The organism is Streptomyces sp. CCM_MD2014 (assembly GCF_000772045.1).
GTDB classification, from domain to species: Bacteria; Actinomycetota; Actinomycetes; order Streptomycetales; family Streptomycetaceae; genus Streptomyces; species Streptomyces salinarius.
On sequence record NZ_CP009754.1, the window covers coordinates 3,891,386 to 3,914,847 of the forward strand.

Genomic DNA, 23,462 nt, shown 5'->3' on the forward strand with positions numbered 1-23,462 from the left:
CCCGGCGATCAGAGCCGGTCGAGCGCGGCACGGACCCGGCGGAGCCCCTCCGCCCTCCAGCGGTCCCGGTCGGGCATCTGGTCGTCCCGGCGCCAGCGCCATGCGGAGAACAGCGCCCAGTTCAGCGCGCGGTACCGGTCCACCAGTGAGGGGTCCGCGCCCTCGTAGTGCTCCGCGACTCCTTCGGGCCCATGGGCGAGGTCGAACTCGACCGGACCGCGGCAGCACGTGGCGAGGTCGATGAAGAGCGGGCCCCTGCGTGTGTTCAGGAGGTTCCCGGGGTGCGGCTCCCCGTGCAGCAACTGGTCGCGTGCCCTGTCGGCGCTGGTCCGGGCGCTCAGACCGACCAGTGCGTCGTGGAGGAGTTCCCGGTCGGAGTCGGACAGCTCGGGCGACCGCTCCCGGTCGTCCACCCCGGCCAGTGCCACGGCCACCCGGTCGGTGAAGTGCGGTGCGTCGACGTCGATCCGGCGCAGGGCGGCATGGTGCCGCATGAACACGTCCGCGTAGTCGGCCGGCGTGATGTCCCGTCCCACCGGCTCGTAGTAGGTCCAGAGCGAGAGGGCGAAGGCGTCCCGCTCATGGACCCGGGGGGCGACCCGGGGGTCCAGCTCCCCCACCGGGGCCCCGACCCCGGCGAGCCGATGGGCGACCTCCACTTCGAACGCGGCCTCGGCCAGGTGCCGGGAGGGCGCGACCCGGGCCAGGACGTCGCACGGGAGCAGGCGCAGCGCGACGCGGTCCGAGTTGTGGACGACTCGCACGTCGTCCACCTCCAGGCCCAGCTCCGACGCGGTCGTCCGGGCGGTCTCCAGCGCGCGGCGCAGTACCGGTGGCTCCACACCGTCCCCTTCCGTGGGTCCGGTGCTCATGATCGGGGCGCGGGTCCGTCCCGGTCGAGCGGTTTTCGCTCCTAGCAGGCGAAGTCCCGGTCCATGTCGAGGCCGCCCTCGCGGGGCTGGGTGAAGGAGAACCAGTTCCCGGAGTCGTCGCGGAAGAGTGCCTCCGTGCCGTACGGGCGCTCCTGCGGCTCCTGGAGGAACTCGACGCCGCGGTCCTTGAGCTTCTTGTAGTCGCCGTGAATGTCGTCGGTGGTCAGGACACCGGCGCCGAGGGCTCCCTTGGCCACCAGCTTCCTGATCATCTCCGCGGACTCGGGGTCCATCGCGGGGCCGCTCGGGAGCATCAGCGTCAGCTCGACGTCGGGCTGGTTCGGGGAGCCGACGGTGAGCCAGCGCATGCCGCCCTCGCCCATGGTCATGTCGGTGCGGACTTCCAGGCCCAGCTTCTGGGTGTAGAACTCCTTGGCCCGGTCCTGGTCGAGGACCCAGACGGTCGAGATGGCGAGACCCTTGATCATGGCGTGCTCCTGTGTTTCCGCGGTTCCGCGGTGGTTTCCGCGTGCTCTGTCACGGTAGGCAGCGGCAGCGTCACTCCGCTTCTCCGGAATTGCGGTGCACCCCGCCCGCCCAGTGCATGACGTAACACCCCGGGATGAGGGCGGTGCCCCGGCCCACGTGCTTGGTCCGGTACTCGCTGGGGGTCAGACCGGTGCGGGCCTTGAACCGGGTGGAGAAGGTGCCCAGGCTGCTGAAGCCGACCAGGTGGCAGATCTCGGTGACGGTCAGGCCGGCGGTGCGCAGCATGTCCTCGGCGCGCTCGATGCGGCGGCGGGTGAGGTACTGGCCGGGTGTCTCGCCGTACGTCTCCTTGAAGGCGCGCAGGAAGTGATAGCGGGAGTACCCCGCGTGCGCGGCCACCGCGTCCAGATCGAGCGCCGGGTCGGCCCAGTCGCGGTCCATGGCGTCCTTCGCGAGCCGCAACTGCCGCAGCTTGTCCATACGCCGATGGTGGCACCCGGCACTGACACCGGCCCGACGCCGGACGTCACAGGGGCAGGGGGCGGGCCTCGACCAGGTTGGCCATGACGAGGGTGGAGCTGAGGCGCTGGACGCCGGGGAGGGAGGCCAGGCGGTCGTCGTAGAGGCGCCGGTAGGCCTCCAGGTCGCGGGTGACGACGCGCAGGAGGTAGTCGGGATCGCCGAAGAGCCGCTGGGCCTGCACGACGTGGGGGATCTCGGCGACGGCCTCCTCGAAGGCGGCGACCGTCTGGCGGTCCTCGTAGCGCATGGTGACGAAGACCAGCGCCTCGAAGCCCAGTCCGAGCGCGGGGGCGTTCAGGGTCGCGTGGTAGCCGGTGATCGCCCCGGAGCGTTCCAGGGCGCGCAGGCGCCGGTGACAGGGCGAGACGCTGAGGCGGACCCGCTCGGCGAGTTCCGTCAGGGTCTGCCGACCGTCCCTCTGCAGCTCGGCAAGGATCTTCCGGTCCACGTCGTCCATGGGGCAAATCTTTCCACGTACGGCAATGCAGCGGAGAATTCTTGAAAGCACCTTTCCGGCAGTCTTCCCTAATCTTCCCAGATGAGTCGGAAGAGTGTGAGGTGGAGACGGTGGAGATGGCCGGCGTCGGGGCGTTCTGGTCGGTGTCCTTCCTGCTGGTGCTCGTCCCCGGGGCGGACTGGGCCTACGCGATCACGGCGGGACTGCGTCACCGGTCGGTGCTGCCCGCGGTCGGCGGCATGCTCAGCGGATACGTCCTGCTGACCGCCGTGGTCGCCGCGGGTCTGGCGACGGCGGTCGCCGGTTCACCGACGGTGCTGACCGTGCTGACCGGCGCCGGGGCGGCGTATCTGATCTGGCTCGGCGCCACGACCCTGGCCCGCCCCGCGGCGCCCCGGGCCGAAGCGGGAGGCGAGGCGGACACGTCCGGCTCCTGGGTGGGGCGTGCGGTCCGTGGGCTGGGCATCAGCGGCCTCAACCCCAAGGCGCTGCTGCTGTTCCTCGCCCTGCTGCCGCAGTTCGCCGCGCGGGACGCGGACTGGCCCTTCGCCGCGCAGATCGCCGCCCTCGGCCTGGTGCACACGGCCAACTGCGCCGTGGTCTACACGGGCGTCGGCACCACCGCACGCCGGATCCTGGGCGCCCGCCCGGCCGTCGCCACGGCGGTGTCCCGCTTCTCGGGCGCGGCGATGATCCTCGTCGGCGCGCTGCTGCTGGTGGAACGGCTGGTCTAGCCCCGCCGGGATCGCCCACCACGGCAACGCGGCCTCGACGCCCGCCAGGACGACCGTGGCGACCGGGAGGGCCGCGGTTCCGGCGGCGCCGGTCAGCGCCGAGCGCCGACGTGATGCGGTCCTGCCGTTCCGGTCCCTGCTCATGCCCTGCGCCCTCCCTCGCACTCCCCCGGAGCCTCGCGGCCCAGCCTGTGCCGGACGAGGAAGGCCCCCGGGTGGCCGGAGCCGCCCGGAGGCCTGGTGAGGGGAAGGCGGCGGGCCGCCGCGGTGTCAGACCGCCTCGGTCACCGGCGTCTTCGCGGCGGCCGGGCCGCCGTCGCCGTCGGCCGGGGTCTCGGCGGCCTTCGGGCCGGCGCCCTTCAGCGGGACCTCCTTCACGAACACCGCCGCGACCAGGGCGAGGACCGCCACCGCGGAGCCGAGCAGGAACGCGCCGTGCGTGCCGGAGGACACCGCGTGCTGGTAGGCGTCACGGACCGCCGCCGGCAGGGCCTTCAGCGCCTCCGCGGTCAGGGTCGCCGACTGCTCCGTCGCCTTGGAGCCGCCCGCCGGCGCCCGCTCGGCCATGACGTCCTGCACCCGGTTGTTGAACAGCGCACCCATGATCGCGACGCCGAAGGAGGAGCCGAGGGTGCGGAAGAGGGTGGTGGAGGAGGACGCGACGCCCATGTCCTTCATCTCCACGCTGTTCTGCGCCACCAGCATGGTGATCTGCATCAGGCAGCCCATGCCGAGACCGACGACCGCCATGTACAGGCCGGACGTGAAGCGCGTGGTGTCGGTGTCCATGGTCGACAGCAGGAACAGGCCGACCGTCATCAGCGCGCCGCCCGCCACCGGGAAGATCTTGTAGCGGCCGGTGCTGGTGGTGACCCGGCCCGCGACCATCGACGTGACCAGCATCGCGCCCAGCATGGGCAGGAGCAGCAGGCCCGAGTTGGTGGCGGACGCGCCCTGCACCGACTGCTGGTACAGCGGCAGGAAGAGGGTGGCGCCGAACATCACGAACCCCACGATGAAACCGATGATCGACATCAGCGTGAAGTTGCGGCTGCGGAAGATGTGCAGCGGCAGGATGGGCTCCGCGGCCCTGGTCTGCCAGAACACGAACCCGATCAGCGCGGCGACGCCGATGCCGGTCAGCTCCATGATCCGCGCGGAGGTCCAGGCGTACTCGGTGCCGCCCCAGGTGGTGACGAGCACGATGGCGGTGATGCCGATGGTCAGCAGCGCCGCGCCCAGGTAGTCGATCCGGGCCTCGCTGCGCTTCTTCGGCAGGTGCAGCACGGCGCTGATCGCGATCAGCGCGATCACGCCGAGCGGGATGTTGATGTAGAAGGACCAGCGCCAGCCCCAGTTGTCGGTGATGGTGCCGCCGACCAGCGGTCCGCCGATCATCGAGAGCGCCATGACACCGGCGATCATGCCCTGGTACTTGCCGCGTTCCCGGGGCGGTATCAGGTCACCGATGATCGCCATGACGCCGACCATCAGACCGCCGGCGCCCAGACCCTGGATCGCGCGGAAGCCGATGAGCTGGCCCATGTCCTGGGCCATGCCGCTGAGCGCCGAGCCGGCCAGGAAGATCACGATCGACGTCATGAACGAGCCCTTGCGCCCGTACATGTCGCCGAGCTTGCCCCACAGCGGGGTGGCGGCCGCGGTGGCGAGAGTGTAGGCGGTGACGACCCAGGAGAGGTGCTCCAGGCCGCCCAGTTCGCCCACGATCGTCGGCATCGCGGTACCGATGATCATGTTGTCGAGCATCGCGAGCATCATCGCGATCATGAGGGCGAGCAGGACGACCCGCACGCTCCTCGGCTGTTTCACGGCACCGGCGTCGCCGGTCGCCGCCTCCGTCTTGTCCGCCATCTCTCCTACTCCCCCAGCTACCGCTGCGCCACTCTCACTTACTTGCCGCCCGGCAAGTTGTCTACACTGGGGAAAGGTAGGCGCGTAACTAGCCGGGCGTCAAGTAAGTTTTTCGGAAAGTGCGCGGGGCAGGAGGTGCGTAGGAGGATGGGCGGCACAATGAACGGCACCAAGCAGCAGCGACGCCGCGGGGACACCCGCCAGCGCATCCAGGACGTGGCGCTCGGACTCTTCGCGGAGCAGGGGTACGAGAAGACCTCCCTGCGCGAGATCGCCGAGCGTCTGGACGTGACCAAGGCCGCGCTCTACTACCACTTCAAGACCAAGGAAGAGATCCTCGTCAGCATCTTCGAGGATCTCTCCCGGCCGTTGGAGGACCTGATCGAGTGGGGGCGGGAGCAGCCGCACACCCTGGAGACGAAGCAGGAGATCGTCCGCCGCTACAGCGAGGCGCTGGCCGGCGCGGCGCCGCTGTTCCGCTTCATGCAGGAGAACCAGGCGACGGTGCGGGACCTGCGCATCGGCGAGCTGTTCAAGAACCGGATGTTCGGTCTGCGCGACATCCTCATGGACCCCGAGGCGGACCTGGTCGACCAGGTCCGCTGCATCAGCGCGCTGTTCACCCTGCACGCCGGGATGTTCGTGCTCCGGGACCTCGAAGGCGACCCCGAGGAACAGCGTGCTGCCGTTCTCGAGGTCGCCACCGATCTGATCACCCAGGCCCACCGGGGAGCCGAGGGAGCTCCGTCCCGCTCTTAGACGGTCACGCCCTTGGACTTCAGGAAGGCGACCGGGTCGACGGCCGAGCCGTAGTTCGGCGTCGTGCGGATCTCGAAGTGCAGGTGCGGACCGCTGGAGTTGCCGGTGTTGCCGGACTTGGCGATCGACTGGCCGGTCTTCACGACCTGGCCGATCTTCACGTTGATCTTGGACAGGTGCGCGTACTGGGAGTACGTGCCGTTGCCGTGCTTGATGACGATGGCGTTGCCGTAGGCGGGGCCGTCACCGGCGCCGTTGCCGCCGGCCTTGACGACGGTGCCGCCGTGGGCGGCGACCACGTTGGTGCCGATCGGCACGGCGAAGTCCTGGCCGCTGTGCTTGTGCGCCCACATGCCGCCGTTCTGGGCGAAGCTGGCGCTCAGCGTGTACTTCTTGACCGGGTCGACCCAGGAGGCGGCCTTCTTCTTGGTGGCCGTCTTCTTGGCGGTCGTGGTCTTTTTGGCGCTCGCGGCGGCCTTCTCGGCCTTCGCCGCCTTGGCCTGCGCCGCTGCCTGGGCCTCTACGGCGCTCGCGGCGGCAGTGGTGCTGGAGGCCGCCGTGGTGCCGGTGGCGGCCGCGACCCCGGCTCCCAGTGCGACCGAGGCTCCGAGGCCGGCGGCCATCACCGCGGCGCGGGTGCGGATGGTCGTACGGGAAGAACGGGACGTGACACGCGGGAACATTCGAACCTCATGGGGACGGGTGCAGAGGAATGCCCACCGGCGGGACGCACAAGGCGCTCACCGGGCGGGCTCAACCTTGGTAACCCGGGGACCCCGAACCGCACAAAGGTGTGACCTACGACCGTATTTAGTACTTCAGTCTGAAACTTCCCGACCCATACCAGAGCCGTCATTCTGGACAGAACCAGGTCAGAAACCCGGAAAACCCTCCTCCACCTGCTCCGGTATGTCCGTTTTCTTAGTTCTTGCGACTGCCACTATTCCCCGTAGTACAGGGCAATCGGCCTGTGCGGCACATCACCGGCGACCATGATCGAAGGGCCGGCGAATGTGACCGGGGCTACTCCCGTCCCCGGTTAACCCGCCCCCCTCGCAAGGGCGTTCACCAGGCTCGGAGCATGGCCGACGTCACAGCACTCGGGGCCCTGTGCGGACATCGGCCGACTTCCTGCGCGCGACCGGCCGGGCGGATGGCTACTGCTCAGTAACCCAATCGTTGCCGTCCGGCCACTTGCTGGGGCGAGCATGCACGCGACAACTTTGTGCCGTCAGGCATCCGCGCAGGCATGAGAGGACCCCACCCCCCATGACCGACCAGACCGGACAGACCAGACCTCTGTGGTGGCGTGCCGCGGGCACGGCCGCCGTCGTCGTGGCGGCGCTCACCGCGACGGTCACGCCGTCCGTCGCCGCCCCGGCCGAGACGCCGCCCGCGTCGGCGCCCGCGGCCGCCGCGGCCGACGTCGACTACGACACCTGGCAGCGCGACTGCCGGACCGTGATGGACGCGGCGCTGCCGTACCTGAAGGAGCGGATCGCCGACACCCGGCCCGGCGAGAAGCAGGCGATCGTCCTCGACATCGACAACACCTCCCTGGAGACCGACTTCGGCTTCAGTTACCCCCAGCCCGCCAACCGGCCGGTGCTGGAGGCCGCCCAGTACGCCCAGGAGCACGGCGTCGCCCTGTTCTTCGTGACCGCCCGCCCGGGCATCATCGAGGCGCCCACCGAGTGGAACCTCGCCCACGCCGGGTACGAGTCGTCCGGGCTGTACGTCCGCGGGTTTCTCGACCTGTTCAAGGACGTCGCCGTGTACAAGACCGAACAGCGCGCGGAGATCGAGTCGAAGGGCTACACGATCATCGCGAACATCGGCAACAGCGCCACCGACCTGTCGGGCGGCCACGCCGAGCGGACGTTCAAGCTCCCCGACTACGACGGCCAGTTGTCCTGACGGAGGTGCCCTGACGCCGGATAGGCTCCCGTGGACGACGACCGACCACGGGGGTGGCGCATGGAACCGGCGGTGCTCGGCGGGAAGTTGGCGTCCAGTCTGGTCGCCCCGCTGGTGAAGAAGCTGTTCGTGACGGGCGGCCCCGGTGCCGGGCTGGTCGACCGGCCGGTCCGGCTGGCCCGCCTGGTGTCCTTCCGGGGCGAGCAGCGCACGCTGGGCGCGAGGGAGGTGCGGGGGCTCGCCGGGCGGCTGGTCGGGGCGGCCCTGGACACAACCGGCGAGCCGCCCTTCCCGACGGACGAGGCGGAGGCCGTCGCCGACGCCCTGACGGCCCGTCTGCTGGCCCTCGGTGACCTGGACATGGACGACGTCCAGGCGGTGCGGCTCGGGCACCGGGAGCTGGCCGAGCAGCTGCGGCGCCGTACGCCGTCGGCCACCGGGGGCCTGTCCACCGACGCCCGCTACTTCCTCGACTCCGCGACCGAGTGGGCCTGCCTGCACATCCTGGAGTTCTTCACCCGGCGCTCGACCTTCGTGGCACGGACCCTGGTGGAGCAGACCCGCGGCCAGAGCGAACTGATCGCGAAGGTCGACGCGCTGATCGCCCGCGTCCCCCGCCCCGACGCCCGCGACACCGCCTTCGAACGCCGCTACCTCCCCTACGTCGCCGAGCGCCACAACCACCTCACCATCTACGGCCTCGACCTGCGCGACTCCCCCGACCGCTGGCCCCTCGAAGTCGCCTATCTGAGCCTGGAGGCGACCACCGACGCGGAACCCGGCCGGGACACGGCGACCGGCGAGAGCGCACCGGCCCGCACGGGGCGGATGCCCGCCGAAGCGGCGCTGGACAGGGAATCCCGTGTGCTGCTGCGCGGCGACGCGGGCTCCGGCAAGACGACCCTGGTCCAGTGGCTGGCGGTGACCGCGGCCCAGGAGGGCACGCGCGTCCCGTTCGTCCTCCCCCTGCGCACCCTGGTCCGTACCGGCCCGCTGCCCGCCCCGGCCGCCTTCCTCGGCGCGGTCGGCTGTCCCCTGACGCCGCCGGACGGCTGGGCGGAACGCGTCCTGGCCGACGGCCGCGCGCTGGTCCTGGTCGACGGCCTGGACGAGATTCCGCAGGCCGACCGTCACGCCACCCGGGACTGGCTGAGCGGCCTTCTCCACGCCTACCCCGGCAACCACTGGCTGCTGACCAGCCGCCCTACCGCCGTACGCGCCGACTGGCTCGCCCGGGAACGCTTCACGGAACTCTCCCTCGCGCCGATGGGCCGGGCGGAGGTCGCCACCTTCGTCCACCGCTGGCACGAGGCCGCCCGCTCCCCCGAGTACGAGCAGCGGCTGCTGGACTCCCTGCGCACCAAGCGCGACCTGGCCCGCCTCGTCACCAACCCGTTGATGTGCGGCCTGATCTGCGCCCTGCACCGCGAACGCCGCGGCTACCTGCCCACCGGCCGCAAGGAGCTGTACGACGCGGCCCTCACCATGCTCCTCGCCCGCCGGGACCGGGAACGGGGCACGGTCGCCGTGGACGGCCCGGAGCTGGGCGAGGAGGCACAGCTCGAACTGCTCCAGCGCCTCGCCTACGCCCTCGTCCTCAGCGGTCGGCAGGAGATGACGCTGGAGACGGCCGAGGGCATCGTGGACCGAGTCCTGCCCTCCCTCGGCCCGGCTTCCGGGCAGGGGGGCGCCCCCGAGGTGCTGCGGAACCTGCTGCTGCGCAGCGGCGTCCTGCGCCGCCCGGCCCAGGACGTCCTGGACTTCGTCCACCGCACCTTCCAGGACTACCTGGCAGCCCGCTACGCGGTCGAGGAGGGCCACCTCGGTGTCCTCGCCGGCCATGCCGAGGACACCGAGTGGGAGGACGTGATCCGCATGGCCGTGGCCCACGCCCGGCCACGCGAACGCGTCTCCCTGCTCAGGGAGCTGCTGGGCGGGAACGACCCGCGACTCACCCTGCTGGCCCTGGCCGCCCTGGAGCACGTCGCCGCCCTGGATCCGGAGGTACGGGCGGAGGTGGAGCAGCGGGCCGCCGAGCTGATCCCCCCGCGTACGGCCGAGGCCGCCCGGGTGCTGGCGGGCGCGGGGCCGCTGGTACTGGAACTGCTGCCGGGCCCGGAGGGACTGTCGGCCGAGGAGGCGCAGGGCGTCACGGTCACCGCCTCGATCCTCGGCGGCGAGGAACCCGACGGCGCCCTCGCCGTCCTCCGCCGGTTCCGGGACCACCCCGACCTGGACGTCCGCCGCCAGCTCGCGGGCACGTGGCACCGCTTCGACGCGGAGGAGTACGCGAGCGAGGTGCTGGACCACCTGGACCGGACGGAACTCATCCTCGACTGCAAGACACCCGAGCAGTTCGCGGCGCTCGCCGGAATGCGGCCGTGGCACAGGCTGACCGTCTCGGGGCGGTACTCCGCCGATTCGCTCGCCGCCCGGATCCCCGAGCCCTCGACGGTCACCGAGCTGACCATCGCCGACAACCCGCTGCTCACCGACCTGTCCGCCCTGCGCCGTTTCACCTCGTTGAAGCGGCTGGCGTACTACCGGTGCCCGAACGCGCACGGCCTGGACCGACTCGCGGGGGTCGGCCTGACCGAACTCGCCCTCGGTTCCGGCACCGACCTGACGGGGCTCCGGTCGCTCACGACCCTGACCCTCCTGTCTCTGGTCCAGGAACTGCCGGGAGCCGATCTCACCGAGGCGCTGCCCGCCGACGCCCCACTGGACTTCCTCTACCTGGGGGACGAGTGCACCGCGTCGACCGGGTTGCGGGGACTCGGGCAGTGGCGGACGTTGCGCATCCTCAGCCTCGGTGCGCTGACCACGGAGCTGACGGAGGACGACTGGCGGGAGGTCGCCGCCCTGCCCGCCCTCACCCACCTGTACCTGAACGCGGCGATCCTCCGTGAGGTGCCGGCCTCCGTCGGCCGGATGCCCGAGCTGCCGGGCGTCGAGGAGCTGGCGGTCGTCGGCCTGGAGGGCACCGAGCACCTGGCGGCGCTCGCGGCCCGGCTGCCGGAGGTGCACCGAGTGACCCTCATCAACCGCGTCGGCCACTCCCTCGCTCTGGCCGACTTCCGTCCCCTCTTCCCGGGCGCCGAGGTGGTCCTGGAGGAACACTGACCCGGCATGCGAAAGGGGGCCGGCCCGGGACCGAAGTCCCGGGCCGACCCCCTTTCAGGCTCACCCCGGAGGGCTACGCCTCCTTGCTCAGGTTCGGACCCGCGCCGCCACCGGCCGCCTGCTCGATCGGCGGGACGTCGGGGAGGGCCGACTTCTCCTCACCCCGGAAGGTGAAGGTCTTGGCGTCGCCCTCGCCCTCGGTGTCCACGACGACGATGTGGCCGGGACGCAGCTCGCCGAAGAGGATCTTCTCCGACAGCGTGTCCTCGACCTCGCGCTGGATCGTGCGGCGCAGCGGACGCGCGCCCAGCACCGGGTCGTAGCCCTTCTTGGACAGCAGCTCCTTGGCGGACTGGGAGAGCTCGATGCCCATGTCCCGGTCCTTGAGGCGCTCGTCCACCTTGTCGATCATCAGGTCGACGATCCGCAGGATGTCGTCCTGGCTGAGCTGCGGGAAGACGACCACGTCGTCGACACGGTTGAGGAACTCGGGCCGGAAGTGCTGCTTGAGCTCGTCCTGGACCTTGTTCTTCATGCGCTCGTAGTTGGTCTTCGTGTCACCCGCGGCGGCGAAGCCGAGGTTGAAGCCCTTGGAGATGTCCCGGGTGCCGAGGTTGGTCGTCATGATGATGACCGTGTTCTTGAAGTCCACGACCCGGCCCTGGGAGTCGGTCAGGCGACCGTCCTCCAGGATCTGCAGCAGGGAGTTGAAAATGTCCGGGTGGGCCTTCTCGACCTCGTCGAAGAGGACGACCGAGAACGGCTTGCGGCGGACCTTCTCCGTCAGCTGGCCGCCCTCCTCGTAGCCCACGTAGCCGGGGGGCGAACCGAAGAGGCGCGAGACCGTGTGCTTCTCGCTGAACTCCGACATGTCGAGGGAGATCAGCGCGTCCTCGTCGCCGAAGAGGAACTCGGCGAGCGCCTTGGACAGCTCGGTCTTACCGACACCGGACGGACCGGCGAAGATGAACGAGCCACCCGGACGCTTCGGGTCCTTCAGGCCGGCACGGGTGCGGCGGATCGCCTTGGACAGCGCCTTGACGGCGTCGACCTGCCCGATGACCCGCTTGTGGAGCTCGTCCTCCATGCGCAGCAGGCGGGACGACTCCTCCTCCGTGAGCTTGAAGACCGGGATGCCGGTGGCGGTCGCGAGGACCTCGGCGATCAGCTCGCCGTCGACCTCGGCGACGACGTCCATGTCGCCGGCCTTCCACTCCTTCTCGCGCTTGGCCTTGGCGGCCAGGAGCTGCTTCTCCTTGTCGCGCAGGGAGGCGGCCTTCTCGAAGTCCTGCGAGTCGATCGCGGACTCCTTGTCGCGCCGGACGCCGGCGATCTTCTCGTCGAACTCGCGGAGGTCCGGCGGCGCGGTCATCCGGCGGATGCGCATCCGGGAACCGGCCTCGTCGATCAGGTCGATCGCCTTGTCCGGCAGGAAGCGGTCCGAGATGTAGCGGTCGGCGAGCGTCGCCGCCTGGACCAGGGCCTCGTCCGTGATGGAGACGCGGTGGTGCGCCTCGTACCGGTCGCGCAGCCCCTTGAGGATCTCGATCGTGTGCGGCAGCGACGGCTCCGCGACCTGGATGGGCTGGAAGCGGCGCTCGAGGGCCGCGTCCTTCTCCAGGTGCTTGCGGTACTCGTCCAGCGTGGTCGCACCGATGGTCTGCAGCTCACCACGGGCCAGCATCGGCTTGAGGATGCTCGCGGCGTCGATGGCGCCCTCGGCGGCACCCGCACCGACCAGCGTGTGCAGCTCGTCGATGAACAGGATGATGTCGCCGCGGGTGCGGATCTCCTTGAGCACCTTCTTCAGGCGCTCCTCGAAGTCACCGCGGTAACGGGAGCCGGCGACCAGGGCGCCGAGGTCCAGGGTGTAGAGGTGCTTGTCCTTGAGGGTCTCGGGCACCTCGCCCTTGACGATGGCCTGCGCGAGGCCCTCGACGACGGCGGTCTTGCCGACGCCGGGCTCACCGATGAGCACCGGGTTGTTCTTCGTACGGCGGGACAGCACCTGCATGACCCGCTCGATCTCCTTCTCGCGCCCGATGACCGGGTCGAGCTTGGACTCACGAGCGGCCTGGGTGAGGTTCCGGCCGAACTGGTCGAGGACCAGGGACGTGGAAGGCGTGCCCTCCGCAGGACCGCCGGCGGTGGCGGTCTCCTTGCCCTGGTAGCCGGAGAGCAGCTGGATGACCTGCTGCCGCACCCGGTTGAGATCGGCGCCCAGCTTGACCAGGACCTGGGCGGCGACGCCCTCGCCCTCGCGGATCAGGCCGAGCAGGATGTGCTCCGTGCCGATGTAGTTGTGACCCAGCTGGAGGGCCTCGCGGAGCGACAGCTCCAGGACCTTCTTGGCACGGGGGGTGAAGGGGATGTGGCCGGACGGGGCCTGCTGGCCCTGGCCGATGATCTCCTCCACCTGCTGGCGGACCGCCTCGAGCGAAATCCCGAGGCTCTCAAGGGCCTTGGCGGCGACACCCTCACCCTCGTGGATCAGGCCCAGGAGGATGTGCTCGGTGCCGATGTAGTTGTGGTTGAGCATCCGGGCTTCTTCCTGAGCCAGGACGACAACCCGCCGCGCGCGGTCGGTGAACCTCTCGAACATCGTTAATCGCTCCTCAGAGCGGTCAGGCAGTGGGGGGAACTTCCCCTCCCTGTCCTTCCGCAGCTTAGTCCCGCAAGCGGGGACCGCTCATTCCAACTGCCGACACCGTCGATGGCCTCCTGACCCCTGACGCCGACATCTGCCACAACCCGATGGTGCGAGACGATGTTCCCGCAGGCCAGGCACTTACCCCACTCGCCAGTACGCCGATGGCGAACGCGAGACGGCCCGATCCGCAAGTCGCCCCCTCCCACTAGGGATGTCTTACCCGCGGGGACTGACAGTCCATGCCGCGCGCACCGGTTCCCTCCGCTATGGGCGAACAACCTTGCACCACCCCGCACCCCCGCACGCCCCCTCTTGCCACCCTTCTTCAGTACTCTGTGCGTCCGAATCGCCACCCAGCGTAACTTGAGGACTCTCCGGACGGTTGCACTTGGCATGGTTGGCGCCTCGCACCCGGTCCCCGTCGCTCCCGCGTCCCCCGTTGTGCCGGCGCCCCGCCGGCCCACCGGGAACGGCGGCTCGGCGTGGGAGCGGACGCGCCGGTGGTACGAGACCGCGCTCGGGTGGCCGACGGCACCCGGGGAGCCGGTGCGGTTGCGCACGGGCGTGCGCTTCGACGTCCTCGGCGTGCCGGCCGACGCGGGGTACGCGACGCTGGAGCGGCTGGACCGGATGGAGCGGCAGGACCGGATGGAGCGGCGGCACGGGATGGACCGGCGCCACGGGACGGACCGGCCGGTGTACGCCGGTCCGGCCGGACGGGCCGACGGGGGTTCGCCGACACCGGGGTTCCCGGTGGCCGTCCAGGGCGGGCGGATGCTGCTGCTCGTGGCGGCGGGTGCCGCGGAGGAGCTGCCCGGGCTGCTGGAATGGCTGGAGTGGGGTTCGCTGGCGCTCGGCCTGACGGCGCTCGGGGCGGGCGGCACCGTGGACGCGCCCCTTGCCCCGCCCGGCCCGGCCGGGCTGCCGCCGCGTCCCCCGGAGCGCGACGGCCTGCACGGGGCCGCCGTATGGCTGCGGCCCCCGGAGCCGGGGTGCGAGGTGGAGTCCTCGCTGCCGGCGCTGTCGGTCCCCGGACATACCGGGACCGCCCTCGATCTGGCCCGGCTGGTCCACACGCTGGCCACGCAGTGCCACCGCTCCCGGCTCACCGCGAGCGGCCCGCCGCGGGCACGGCCCGTGGCGCGGATCGGATGATCAGCCGTTGGCCTGCTCGTACGCCTCGCGGACCTTCGCGGGGACACGGCCGCGGTCGTTGACGTCCCAGCCGTTCTCCTTGGCCCAGGCGCGGATCGCCGCGGTGTCCTGGCTGCCGCCGGAAGCGGCGCGCGCCTTGCCGCGACCGCCCGAGGCGCGGCCCCCGGTACGACGGCCACCCTTCAGGTACGGGTCGAGAAGACTGCGGAGCTTGTCCGCGTTGGCGGTGGTGAGGTCGATCTCGTAGGTCTTGCCGTCCAGTGCGAACGTCACGGTCTCGTCTGCCTCGCCGCCGTCGAGGTCGTCGACAAGAAGGACCTGAACCTTCTGTGCCACCGGATTTCCTTTCATCGATAACTTGAGGGCCGGGGTCCGTCGGCGTCCGCCGTATCGCCGCCCCTTGTTATATGCAGTACTGCAGTACGCCGGAAAGCAAACCGCTTTTGCCGGAAAAACACAAACCCCCGGCGGAGACCGGTAGCCCGACTCCGGGCCGGAAACATGCGCGTTTCGGACATAGGGAACCCATGAAGGGCACGTCGGTGGAATAAACCTCGAAGGGCCGTGGCGTCCGGGGCTGCCCGGCGATCACAGATGCAGAAGCATCCGGCTGTTGCCCAAGGTGTTCGGTTTCACTCGTTCGAGACCCAGGAACTCCGCAACGCCCTCGTCATAGGAACGCAGCAGCTCCGCGTACACATCGGTGTCGACGGGTGTCTCCCCGATCTCCACGAAGCCGTGCTTGCCGAAGAAGTCCACTTCGAAGGTCAGACAGAAAACGCGGCGAACACCGAGCCAGCGGGCCGTGTCCAGCAACTTCTCCAGCAGCTTGTGGCCGACGCCGGCGCCCTTCAGACCGGGCTTCACCGCGAGAGTCCGCACTTCCGCGAGGTCTTCCCACATCACGTGCAGGGCACCGCAGCCGACCACCTCGGCGTTGTCGTCCCGTTCCGCGACCCAGAACTCCTGGATGCTCTCGTAAAGCGTCACCATCGCTTTGTCGAGCAGGATGCGGTCACGGACGTACGCGTCGAGCAGCCGGCGCACGTCCGGGACATCCCTGGTGCGGGCCCGCCGGACGCTGATGGCATTTGGCATGGGGGGACGCTATCGCTCGCCGCCGTCCGATGCCGCGCCGGGTCCCGGCGGCGGGGTTTCCCCTTCCGGCGCGGGCGTTTCTTCCCGGCCCCGTGCGGGGGTTTCCGGTGCCTGCGCGGGCGTTTCCGGTCCCTGCACGATGCGGATGGCGTCCCTGAGGGCGTGGCGCTGTTCCTCGCTCATCATGCCGAAGAAGGCGACGAGGGCCGCGGCGGGGTTGTCGCTCTGCGACCAGGCGTCGTTCATGAGGGCGGCGGCGTAGGCGGCGCGAGTGGAGACCGCCTCATATCGATAGGCGCGGCCTTCGGACTCGCGGCGCACCCAGCCCTTCTGATGGAGATTGTCCAAAACGGTCATCACGGTGGTGTACGCGATGGACCGTTCCTGTTGCAGGTCTTCCAGGACTTCCCGAACGGTCACGGGGCGGTTCCACTTCCACACCCTCGTCATGACCGCGTCTTCGAGTTCTCCCAATGGGCGAGGCACGCTTCGAACGATAGTGGGAGATCGGGACGACCGCGTGCCGGACGTGCGCTGTCGCGGGCGAACGCGCGCAAAAGGGGGCGTACGGCTCCGCGGAAGGGGTCCGAGAGGGATCCGGGAGCCGTACGCCGCCGTGTCGCGGTGGGTGTCCTCGTGCGTCGGTCAGGACTCGGGGTGCGGGGACGCCTGCCGGGCGCCCTCCGCACGGGCGAGGGCCGCGTCGACGACCGCGTCCTCCTTGGCCTTGTTGGCGCCGCCCTGGGTCTTCACGATCACCCGGATCAGGCCGATGAAGAAGACGGCCATGACGACCGGGGGCAGGAGCGCGGAGACGTAGTCCATGGATCCAGGGTAGCCAGGCGCCGTCAGCCGGCGGCGAGGTGGTGCCGCGAGCCCGGCGCGGGCGGGGCGGGCGGGGTGGCGGGCGGGGCGGGCTTGCGGCGCGGGAAGACCTCGCCGGGGGTGGGGACGGGGCGCTTGGGGGCGGCCGGGGCGGGGCCGGGGCGGGGGGCCGGCTTCGGGGCGGGCTTCTGCGCGGGGTCCTCACCGGGGCGGCGGCCGCCGGGCACGGCGTGGAGGCGGGTGCGGGTGCGGGTGCGCGCCGCGGGGAGTGTGGCCCTGGCCGGGGTGGACGCCGTGGCGGGCGCGCAGCGGGCCAGGAGTTCGGCCGCGGCGGGGTTGCCCCGCAGGGCGCCCAGGGCGGCGAGGTCGTCCGCCCCGGGGCGGTGACCGGCGTTCAGCGCCTCGTCCAGGAGCGCGAGGTAGCCGGTGGCGGTGCCGGGGAGAGCGGCGCGGTACCGGGCGAGGTCGGCCACGAGGAAGGCGCGGAACCTGGCGCCCTCCCGCATGGCCTCGTCGAGCGACTCTGCGAGGTGGAGGCAGTCCTGGGCCTCCTGGGCCGAGACCGGGCTGGGGTTCAGGGCGAGGGCGAGGGCTCGCCGGAGCACACGCAGCTCCTGAGCACCGAACGCCATGCCGCCGCGGGGTCCGTAGGGCGTGGGCATGCGGCGACGATACGCGCTAATCAGACAAACTCGGCATAGGGGGCACGCGTGTGGCGTGCGGGGCCACCCGGATGCGGGTGCCTCCGGCGGTGGCGCGGGTGCCTCCGGCGGTGGCGCGGGATGCCTGCGGCGCCTGTGCGGGTTCGGTGGGGGTGCGGGGTGCCTGCGGCGCCGGTGCGGGTTCGGTGGGGGTGCGGGTAGCGCCTTGGGTTCGGTGGGTGGGTCGGGGTCGGGCCGGGGGGTGTCCGTCCTCGGAACGGCGCGGAATCGGTCGGCCACAGACCTGACCGGCGCGGACGCGCCACCCGCTGCGGGCGGACACCCCCCGACCCGCCCCCTCCTCGCCGTACGCGGCTCCCGGACGCCCCACGCCGGCGCCCGGTCCCCGCCGTACGCGGCTTGCCGCCCCAGCTGCGGGCAGTCGTGCCGCTGGGGCGGCACGGGTGGGCGCAGCGGCACCCCGTCGGCGCCGGGCCGCGTCACCCACCCCCCGCCCGCACCCACGCCGGGTGACCGGGCAACGCCGGGCCGGTGGGCCCACCCCGCCCACACCCCTGCCGGGTGACCGGGCAACCCCGGGCCGGTGGGCCCGCCCCCGCCGGGTGACCGGGCAACCCCGGGCCGGGTGGGCCGTCCCGCGTCGGGGGCGAGGGGGGCACCTACATGCGGGACACGTTTCGTTCGTACACCAGTCGCAACCCCATCAGCGTCAGCCACGGCTCGTGCTCGTCGATGACCGACGACTCGCCCAGCACCATCGGTGCCAGTCCGCCCGTCGCGATGACGGTGACGTCGTCCGGGTCGTCGGCCAGCTCGCGGGCCATGCGGTTGACGACGCCGTCGACCTGGCCCGCGAAGCCGTAGACGATCCCGGACTGCATCGCCTCGACCGTGTTCTTGCCGATCACGCTCCGGGGCCGGGCCACCTCGATCTTGCGGAGCTGGGCGCCCTTCACGCCGAGTGCCTCGACCGAGATCTCGATGCCGGGGGCGATGACGCCGCCGATGTACTCCCCGCGCGCGCTCACCGCGTCGAACGTCGTCGCCGTGCCGAAGTCCACGACGATCGCCGGGCCGCCGTAGAGCTCGACGGCCGCGACCGCGTTGATGATGCGGTCGGCGCCGACCTCCTTGGGGTGGTCGGTGAGGATCGGGACGCCGGTCTTGACGCCCGGTTCGACCAGCACCGCGGGGACGTCGCCGTAGTAGCGGCGGGTGACCTCACGCAGTTCGTGCAGGACGGAGGGGACCGTCGCGCAGATGGCGATGCCGTCGATGCCGTCGCCCAGCTCGTCGCCCAGCAGCGGGTGCATGCCCATCAGGCCCTGGAGGAGGACCGCCAGTTCGTCGGCCGTGCGGCGCGAGTCCGTGGAGATGCGCCAGTGCTCGACGATGTCCTCGCCGTCGAAGAGGCCGAGGACGGTGTGCGTGTTGCCTACGTCGATCGTCAGCAGCATGGGTTCTACTCCGCCGCTCGCAGGTCCAGGCCGATGTCCAGGATCGGGGAGCTGTGGGTGAGCGCGCCCACCGCCAGGTAGTCGACGCCCGTGTCGGCGTACGCCTTGGCGTTGGTGAGGGTGAGGCGGCCCGAGGCCTCCAGCGCGGCGCGGCCGGCGACCAGGGTCACCGCCTCCGCGCACTCGTCGGGGGTGAAGTTGTCCAGCAGGATCAGGTCGGCGCCCGCGTCCACGACCTCGCGCAGCTGGTGCAGGGTGTCGACCTCGACCTCGATGGGCACGTCCGGGAAGCGTTCGCGCACGGCGTTGAAGGCCTCGGCGACGCCGCCCGCGGCGACCACGTGGTTGTCCTTGACCAGCGCCGCGTCCGAGAGGGACATGCGGTGGTTGACGCCGCTGCCGCAGCGGACCGCGAACTTCTCCAGGCTCCGCAGCCCGGGGGTGGTCTTGCGGGTGTCGCGGACCTTGGTCTTCGTGCCGTCCAGAACGTCCGCCCACGCGCGCGTGGCCGTCGCGATGCCCGACATGCGGCACAGCAGGTTCAGCGCGCTGCGTTCGGCGGTCAGGATGTCGCGGGTGCGGGTGGTGACGGAGAGGAGTTTCTGGCCCTCCCGCACCCGGTCGCCGTCCTCCACGTGGCGCTCCACCTCGAACTCGTCCGTGCAGACGATCGACAGGACCGCCTCGGCGACCCGGAGCCCCGCCACGACGCCCCCCTCGCGCGCGGTGAAGTCGGCCGTGGCCACGGCGTCCTCGGGGATGGTCGCGACGGTCGTCACGTCCACGCCGCCCGCCAGGTCCTCCTGGATGGCGACGTTCGCGATGTCCTCGACCTCGACGGGGTCGAGGCCGGAGTCCAGCAGGAGCGCGGCGAGGGACGGGTCGAGACCGCACTCCATGTAGGTGTCTTCTTCGGTGTCCGCGCCGCAGGCACAGCCGTCGCCGCAGCCTCCGGAGGAGGCGAGGGGGAGTTCGTTGGGGTCGGAGGGGTTCACTGTCACTGCTCCTGGGGACGGTGCGTCGGCTGGGCGCCGTGGACGGTCGGGGGGAATTCTGGCGTGTCCGTGGTGTGCACGGCGAGGGTGCGGTCCGGGTTCAGGCGTACGACGATGTGGCGGCGCCACGCCGCGTCGTCGCGCTCCGCGTGGTCCTCGCGCCAGTGGCAGCCGCGGGTCTCCTCGCGCCGGGCGGCCGCGGCGACCAGGACGCGGGCCACGCACAGGAGGTTGGTGGCCTCCCAGGTGTCGACGCCCGGTTCGGACGTCTTGCCGTGCTCGTGCAGCGCCTCGCGGGCCTCGGTGTGGAGGGCGTGCAGCCGGTCCGCCGCGCGGGTGAGGGAGTCGGCCGAGCGCAGGACTCCGGCGCCCTCCGCCATGATCCGCTGGATCGTGAGGCGGGTCTCGGGCGGGAGGAGGGGGTGCACCGGGTGGTCGGGGCGCGGGAGGGGGGCCGGTACGCGCGCGTGCAGGGTGCCGGCCGTGTGACCCGCCGCGATGTCGGCCGCGATGCGTTCGGCGTAGACCAGGCCCTCCAGGAGGGAGTTGGAGGCCAGGCGGTTGGCGCCGTGCACGCCGGTGCAGGCGACCTCGCCGCACGCGTACAGGCCGGGGACCGTCGTACGGCCGTGCGCGTCGGTGCGGACGCCGCCCGAGGCGTAGTGGGCGGCCGGCGCGACGGGGATCGGCTCGGTGACCGGGTCGATGCCGTGGGCCCGGCAGGCGGCGAGGATCGTGGGGAAGCGGTGCTCCCACATGTCGGCGCCGAAGTGGCGGGCGTCCAGGTACATGTGCTCGGCGCCCTGCTCCTGCATGCGGCGCGTGATGGCCTTGGCGACGATGTCGCGGGGGGCCAGTTCCGCGAGTTCGTGCTGCCCGAGCATGAAGCGCACGCCGTCCGCGTCCACCAGGTGGGCGCCCTCGCCGCGGACCGCCTCGGAGACCAGGGGCTGCTGGCCCTCGGCGTCCGGGCCCAGGAAGAGGACGGTGGGGTGGAACTGGACGAATTCGAGGTCGCTGACCTCGGCGCCCGCACGGAGGGCCAGGGCCACTCCGTCGCCCGTGGAGACGGAGGGGTTCGTGGTCGCCGAGAAGACCTGGCCCATGCCGCCGGTGGCGAGGACGACCGCGGGGGCGTGGACCGCCCCGACGCCGTCGTGCTGGCCCTCGCCCATGACGTGCAGGGTGACGCCGGCGGTGTGGCCGTCGGCGTCCGTGAGGAGGTCGAGGACGAGGGCGTTCTCGACGGTGCGCAGGCCACGCGCGCGTACCGCCTCGACCAGGGCGCGGGAGATCTCGGCGCCCGTCGCGTCGCCGCCCGCGTGGGCGATGCGGCGGCGGTGGTGGCCGCCCTCGCGGGTGAGGGCCAGGCCGCCCTCGGTGGACTCGTCGAAGTGCGCGCCGGTCGCGATGAGGCGGCGTACGGCACCGGGGCCCTCGGTGACCAGGGTGCGGACCGCCTCCCGGTCGCACAGGCCGACGCCGGCGACCAGGGTGTCGTCCAGGTGCTGCTCGGGGGTGTCGCCCTCGCCGAGGGCCGCGGCGACGCCGCCCTGGGCCCAGCGGGTGGAGCCGTCGTCCAGGCGCGCCTTGGTGACGACGACGGTCCGCAGGCCGGCGGCCTCGCAGCGCAGGGCCGCGGTGAGGCCCGCCACGCCGGAGCCGACGACCACCACGTCGGCGGCGACGGCCCAGCCGGGTGCAGGGGCGTGCAGTCGTATGCCTGTGCTGGTCACGAGGCGGCTCCGAGGGGTCCGAAGGTGAGGTGGACGTTGTCGATCAGGCGGGTCGCGCCGACCCGGGCCGCGACGGCGAGGACGGCCTCGCCGGTGTGGTCGTCGCCGATCTCGGTGAAGTCGGCGGGGTCGACCAGGGCGAGGTAGTCCAGTTCCAGGGGCGGGGTGGCGCGGGCGGCGTCGTCCAGGACCAGGCGGGCGGCGTCCCGGACGGCCGTGGCGCTGCCGGGGGCGGAGGTGGCGACGGCGTGGGCGTCGGCCGCCGCACGGGACTCGCCCAGGGCGCCCAGCGCCTCGGCGCGCGCCCGGGTGGCGGGTACTTCGCGGGCCCGCGCGCAGAGCGCCTCCTGGGCGGCGTGCCGGTCCTGACCGGCGAAGAGCGCCTGGGAGAGGGCGAGGGCGGTGCGGCGTTCCTCCGTCGAGAGGTAGCGGTTGCGGCTGGACAGGGCCAGGCCGTCCTCCTCGCGCACGGTGGGGACGCCGACGATCTCCACGCCGAAGTTCAGGTCGCGGACCATGCGGCGGATCAGCGCGAGCTGCTGGGCGTCCTTCTGGCCGTAGAGGGCGAGGTCGGGGCGGGTGAGGTGGAGCAGCTTGGCGACGACGGTGAGCATGCCGTCGAAGTGGCCGGGGCGGGAGGCACCCTCCAGGCGTTCCCCCATGGGGCCGGCGGTGATGCGCACCTGGGGTTCGCCGCCCGGGTAGACCTCGTCGACGGCGGGGGCGAAGACGGCGTCGGCGCCCGCCCGTCCGGCGATCTCCAGGTCGGAGTCCAGGGTGCGCGGGTAGCGGTCGAGGTCCTCGCCCGCGCCGAACTGGAGCGGGTTCACGAAGACCGTGACGACGACCTCGCCGTCGGGGCCCGCGAGGTCGCGCGCCGCGCGGATCAGGGTGGCGTGCCCCTCGTGCAGGGCGCCCATGGTCATCACGACGGCCCGGCGGCCGTGGCGTGCGCGCGCGTGCAGCTCGTCGGCGGTGCGCAGCAGGGCGGGCGGGGTGGGGGTCATCGGGCGCCTCCGTCGGTGCCTTCGGGGCCTTGAGTTCCGTCGGAGCCGGGGTGCTCGTCCGCGCCGGTGGCCCCGTCGGCGAGTACGCCGAGCAGGTCCTCGGCGAGTTCCGCCCTGAGCAGACCGTGGTCCAGGGCGCGGTCGGCGGTCGCGCGGGCCATCGCCACGTAACCGGCGACGGCCTGCGGGGCGTGTTCGCGCAGCTCCGTGATGTGCGCGGCGACCGTGCCCGCGTCCCCGCGCGCGACGGGGCCGGTGAGGGCCGCGTCGCCGGAGCGCAGGGCGTTGTCGAGGGAGGCGCCGAGAAGCGGGCCGAGCATCCGGTCGGGGGCCGTCACACCGGCCGTGCGCAGCAGCTCCATGGACTGGGCGACCAGGGTGATCAGGTGGTTGGAGCCCAGCGCGAGCGCCGCGTGATACAGCGGGCGCCGGTCCTCGGCGATCCACTCCGGCTCGCCGCCCATCTCGATGACCAGGGCCTCGGCCGCCAGCCGCAGCTCCTCGGGTGCGGTGACGCCGAAGGAGCAGCCGGCCAGACGCTGGACGTCCACCGGGGTGCCGGTGAAGGTCATCGCGGGGTGCAGGGCCAGCGGCAGGGCACCGGCCCGCAGCGCGGGGTCCAGGACCCGGGCGCCGTACCGCCCCGAGGTGTGCACGAGCAGCTGGCCCGGGCGCACCGCCCCGGTCTCCGCGAGCCCGGTCACCAGGCCGGGCAGGGCGTCGTCGGGGACCGTCAGCAGGACCAGCTCGGCGTGCTGGAGGACCTCGGCCGGCGTCATGAGCGGCACGTCGGGGAGGAGGGCGGCGGCTCGCCTGCGGGAGGCTTCGGAGACCCCCGAGACGGCTACCGGGCGGTGCCCGGCGAGCTGGAGGGACGCGGCCAGCGCGGGGCCCACCCGTCCGGCGCCGACAACGCCTACGGTGAGCCGCGCTGGGCGGTCCTTGGGGTCTGGCTGTGGGGTTGTGTTCACGCGACGGCGGCCTTCCCGTTCCAGTCCGCTCGGGGTACCGGACGATTTCTCGTCATGTTAACGCGATCGGTCCGGGCGACGTCCGGTTGTCCACAGGCTGTGGGTTTCCGCGCGATGCGGGGACACACCCCCGCGCACGCGTGTCGGAACCTGTGGGGAAA

General features: G+C 71.8%; 22 protein-coding genes. 5 read left to right on the top strand and 17 right to left on the bottom strand.

The window, feature by feature from the left end; genetic code table 11:
* Positions 1-8: 8 nt before the first annotated feature.
* From NI25_RS17035 to NI25_RS17050, 4 genes are all read right to left on the bottom strand, one after another.
* Positions 9-842, bottom strand: a complete 834-nt coding sequence (locus tag NI25_RS17035) for a phosphotransferase (RefSeq protein WP_061443267.1) — start codon at positions 840-842, stop codon at positions 9-11.
* A 71-nt stretch (positions 843-913) separates the two neighbouring features.
* Entirely contained in the window at positions 914-1,360 is a 447-nt protein-coding gene (locus tag NI25_RS17040; protein ID WP_061443268.1) for a VOC family protein, read from the bottom strand.
* A 70-nt stretch (positions 1,361-1,430) separates the two neighbouring features.
* Positions 1,431-1,841, bottom strand: coding sequence for a helix-turn-helix transcriptional regulator (locus NI25_RS17045; RefSeq protein WP_061443269.1), 411 nt, complete (start codon positions 1,839-1,841; stop codon positions 1,431-1,433).
* Positions 1,842-1,887: 46 nt separating this feature from the next.
* Positions 1,888-2,340: an Lrp/AsnC family transcriptional regulator gene (locus NI25_RS17050; RefSeq protein ID WP_061443270.1), complete on the bottom strand. Its 453-nt coding sequence runs from the start codon at positions 2,338-2,340 to the stop codon at positions 1,888-1,890.
* 116 nt (positions 2,341-2,456) lie between these two features.
* Between NI25_RS17050 and NI25_RS17055 the strand changes: the two genes are divergently transcribed.
* Entirely contained in the window at positions 2,457-3,074 is a 618-nt protein-coding gene (locus NI25_RS17055) for a LysE family translocator (RefSeq protein ID WP_061446954.1), read from the top strand.
* 270 nt (positions 3,075-3,344) lie between these two features.
* Here NI25_RS17055 and NI25_RS17060 read toward each other — a convergent pair whose 3' ends face one another.
* Positions 3,345-4,946 (bottom strand): MDR family MFS transporter, encoded by a 1,602-nt coding sequence (locus NI25_RS17060; protein ID WP_061443271.1) that lies wholly within the window; start codon positions 4,944-4,946, stop codon positions 3,345-3,347.
* 147 nt (positions 4,947-5,093) lie between these two features.
* On the opposite strand from NI25_RS17060, the gene NI25_RS17065 reads away from it, so the two are divergent.
* The gene (locus NI25_RS17065) at positions 5,094-5,705 is read left to right on the top strand and encodes a TetR/AcrR family transcriptional regulator (protein ID WP_228951861.1); all 612 of its coding nucleotides are present in this window, start codon (positions 5,094-5,096) and stop codon (positions 5,703-5,705) included.
* Here the strand turns inward: NI25_RS17065 and NI25_RS17070 are convergent.
* Positions 5,702-6,388, bottom strand: a complete 687-nt coding sequence (locus NI25_RS17070) for a M23 family metallopeptidase (RefSeq protein WP_061443273.1) — start codon at positions 6,386-6,388, stop codon at positions 5,702-5,704. The genes NI25_RS17065 and NI25_RS17070 overlap by 4 nt on opposite strands.
* A 586-nt stretch (positions 6,389-6,974) precedes the next feature.
* On the opposite strand from NI25_RS17070, the gene NI25_RS17075 reads away from it, so the two are divergent.
* Together NI25_RS17075 and NI25_RS17080 are read left to right on the top strand one after the other, a co-directional pair.
* Positions 6,975-7,622 (top strand): HAD family acid phosphatase, encoded by a 648-nt coding sequence (locus NI25_RS17075; RefSeq protein ID WP_061443274.1) that lies wholly within the window; start codon positions 6,975-6,977, stop codon positions 7,620-7,622.
* A 60-nt stretch (positions 7,623-7,682) separates the two neighbouring features.
* Positions 7,683-10,745, top strand: a complete 3,063-nt coding sequence (locus NI25_RS17080) for an NACHT domain-containing protein (protein ID WP_061443275.1) — start codon at positions 7,683-7,685, stop codon at positions 10,743-10,745.
* Between the two features lie 73 nt (positions 10,746-10,818).
* Here NI25_RS17080 and NI25_RS17085 read toward each other — a convergent pair whose 3' ends face one another.
* Positions 10,819-13,347, bottom strand: coding sequence for an ATP-dependent Clp protease ATP-binding subunit (locus NI25_RS17085; protein WP_061443276.1), 2,529 nt, complete (start codon positions 13,345-13,347; stop codon positions 10,819-10,821).
* 441 nt (positions 13,348-13,788) lie between these two features.
* Between NI25_RS17085 and NI25_RS17090 the strand changes: the two genes are divergently transcribed.
* Positions 13,789-14,550 carry an SCO3374 family protein gene (locus tag NI25_RS17090; protein WP_061443277.1) on the top strand — a complete coding sequence of 254 codons (762 nt, stop codon included), beginning with the start codon at positions 13,789-13,791 and terminating at the stop codon, positions 14,548-14,550.
* Here the strand turns inward: NI25_RS17090 and NI25_RS17095 are convergent, their stop codons facing one another.
* From NI25_RS17095 to NI25_RS17140, 10 genes are all read right to left on the bottom strand, one after another.
* Complete coding sequence (locus tag NI25_RS17095; protein WP_030404797.1) at positions 14,551-14,886, bottom strand: histone-like nucleoid-structuring protein Lsr2; 336 nt, start codon at positions 14,884-14,886, stop codon at positions 14,551-14,553.
* A 252-nt stretch (positions 14,887-15,138) separates the two neighbouring features.
* The gene (locus NI25_RS17100) at positions 15,139-15,648 is read right to left on the bottom strand and encodes an amino-acid N-acetyltransferase (protein ID WP_061443278.1); all 510 of its coding nucleotides are present in this window, start codon (positions 15,646-15,648) and stop codon (positions 15,139-15,141) included.
* 9 nt (positions 15,649-15,657) lie between these two features.
* Entirely contained in the window at positions 15,658-16,134 is a 477-nt protein-coding gene (locus NI25_RS17105; protein ID WP_061443279.1) for a BlaI/MecI/CopY family transcriptional regulator, read from the bottom strand.
* A gap of 159 nt (positions 16,135-16,293) precedes the next feature.
* Entirely contained in the window at positions 16,294-16,473 is a 180-nt protein-coding gene (locus NI25_RS17110) for a hypothetical protein (RefSeq protein WP_061443280.1), read from the bottom strand.
* Between the two features lie 23 nt (positions 16,474-16,496).
* On the bottom strand, positions 16,497-17,135 hold the full coding sequence (locus tag NI25_RS17115) for a hypothetical protein (protein WP_107071754.1): 639 nt from the start codon (positions 17,133-17,135) through the stop codon (positions 16,497-16,499).
* A gap of 659 nt (positions 17,136-17,794) precedes the next feature.
* On the bottom strand, positions 17,795-18,592 hold the full coding sequence (locus NI25_RS17120) for a type III pantothenate kinase (protein ID WP_003975453.1): 798 nt from the start codon (positions 18,590-18,592) through the stop codon (positions 17,795-17,797).
* A 5-nt stretch (positions 18,593-18,597) separates the two neighbouring features.
* Positions 18,598-19,587 (bottom strand): carboxylating nicotinate-nucleotide diphosphorylase, encoded by a 990-nt coding sequence (gene nadC / locus NI25_RS17125; RefSeq protein ID WP_061443282.1) that lies wholly within the window; start codon positions 19,585-19,587, stop codon positions 18,598-18,600.
* Between the two features lie 2 nt (positions 19,588-19,589).
* Positions 19,590-21,323: an L-aspartate oxidase gene (locus NI25_RS17130; RefSeq protein WP_061443283.1), complete on the bottom strand. Its 1,734-nt coding sequence runs from the start codon at positions 21,321-21,323 to the stop codon at positions 19,590-19,592.
* Positions 21,320-22,330 (bottom strand): pantoate--beta-alanine ligase, encoded by a 1,011-nt coding sequence (gene panC / locus NI25_RS17135; protein WP_061443284.1) that lies wholly within the window; start codon positions 22,328-22,330, stop codon positions 21,320-21,322. The genes NI25_RS17130 and panC overlap by 4 nt, the downstream gene beginning before the upstream one ends.
* Positions 22,327-23,301 carry a Rossmann-like and DUF2520 domain-containing protein gene (locus NI25_RS17140; RefSeq protein ID WP_061443285.1) on the bottom strand — a complete coding sequence of 325 codons (975 nt, stop codon included), beginning with the start codon at positions 23,299-23,301 and terminating at the stop codon, positions 22,327-22,329. The genes panC and NI25_RS17140 overlap by 4 nt, the downstream gene beginning before the upstream one ends.
* Between the last annotated feature and the right edge of the window lie 161 nt (positions 23,302-23,462).

Coding starts and splice junctions, on each gene's coding strand:
- NI25_RS17040 (WP_061443268.1), bottom strand. CDS start 1,360: ATGATCAAGGGTCTCGCCATCTCGACCGTCTGGGTCCTCGACCAGGAC.
- NI25_RS17045 (WP_061443269.1), bottom strand. CDS start 1,841: ATGGACAAGCTGCGGCAGTTGCGGCTCGCGAAGGACGCCATGGACCGC.
- NI25_RS17050 (WP_061443270.1), bottom strand. CDS start 2,340: ATGGACGACGTGGACCGGAAGATCCTTGCCGAGCTGCAGAGGGACGGT.
- NI25_RS17055 (WP_061446954.1), top strand. CDS start 2,457: ATGGCCGGCGTCGGGGCGTTCTGGTCGGTGTCCTTCCTGCTGGTGCTC.
- NI25_RS17060 (WP_061443271.1), bottom strand. CDS start 4,946: ATGGCGGACAAGACGGAGGCGGCGACCGGCGACGCCGGTGCCGTGAAA.
- NI25_RS17065 (WP_228951861.1), top strand. CDS start 5,094: ATGGGCGGCACAATGAACGGCACCAAGCAGCAGCGACGCCGCGGGGAC.
- NI25_RS17070 (WP_061443273.1), bottom strand. CDS start 6,388: ATGTTCCCGCGTGTCACGTCCCGTTCTTCCCGTACGACCATCCGCACC.
- NI25_RS17075 (WP_061443274.1), top strand. CDS start 6,975: ATGACCGACCAGACCGGACAGACCAGACCTCTGTGGTGGCGTGCCGCG.
- NI25_RS17080 (WP_061443275.1), top strand. CDS start 7,683: ATGGAACCGGCGGTGCTCGGCGGGAAGTTGGCGTCCAGTCTGGTCGCC.
- NI25_RS17085 (WP_061443276.1), bottom strand. CDS start 13,347: ATGTTCGAGAGGTTCACCGACCGCGCGCGGCGGGTTGTCGTCCTGGCT.
- NI25_RS17090 (WP_061443277.1), top strand. CDS start 13,789: ATGGTTGGCGCCTCGCACCCGGTCCCCGTCGCTCCCGCGTCCCCCGTT.
- NI25_RS17100 (WP_061443278.1), bottom strand. CDS start 15,648: ATGCCAAATGCCATCAGCGTCCGGCGGGCCCGCACCAGGGATGTCCCG.
- NI25_RS17110 (WP_061443280.1), bottom strand. CDS start 16,473: ATGGACTACGTCTCCGCGCTCCTGCCCCCGGTCGTCATGGCCGTCTTC.
- NI25_RS17115 (WP_107071754.1), bottom strand. CDS start 17,135: ATGCCCACGCCCTACGGACCCCGCGGCGGCATGGCGTTCGGTGCTCAG.
- NI25_RS17120 (WP_003975453.1), bottom strand. CDS start 18,592: ATGCTGCTGACGATCGACGTAGGCAACACGCACACCGTCCTCGGCCTC.
- panC (WP_061443284.1), bottom strand. CDS start 22,330: ATGACCCCCACCCCGCCCGCCCTGCTGCGCACCGCCGACGAGCTGCAC.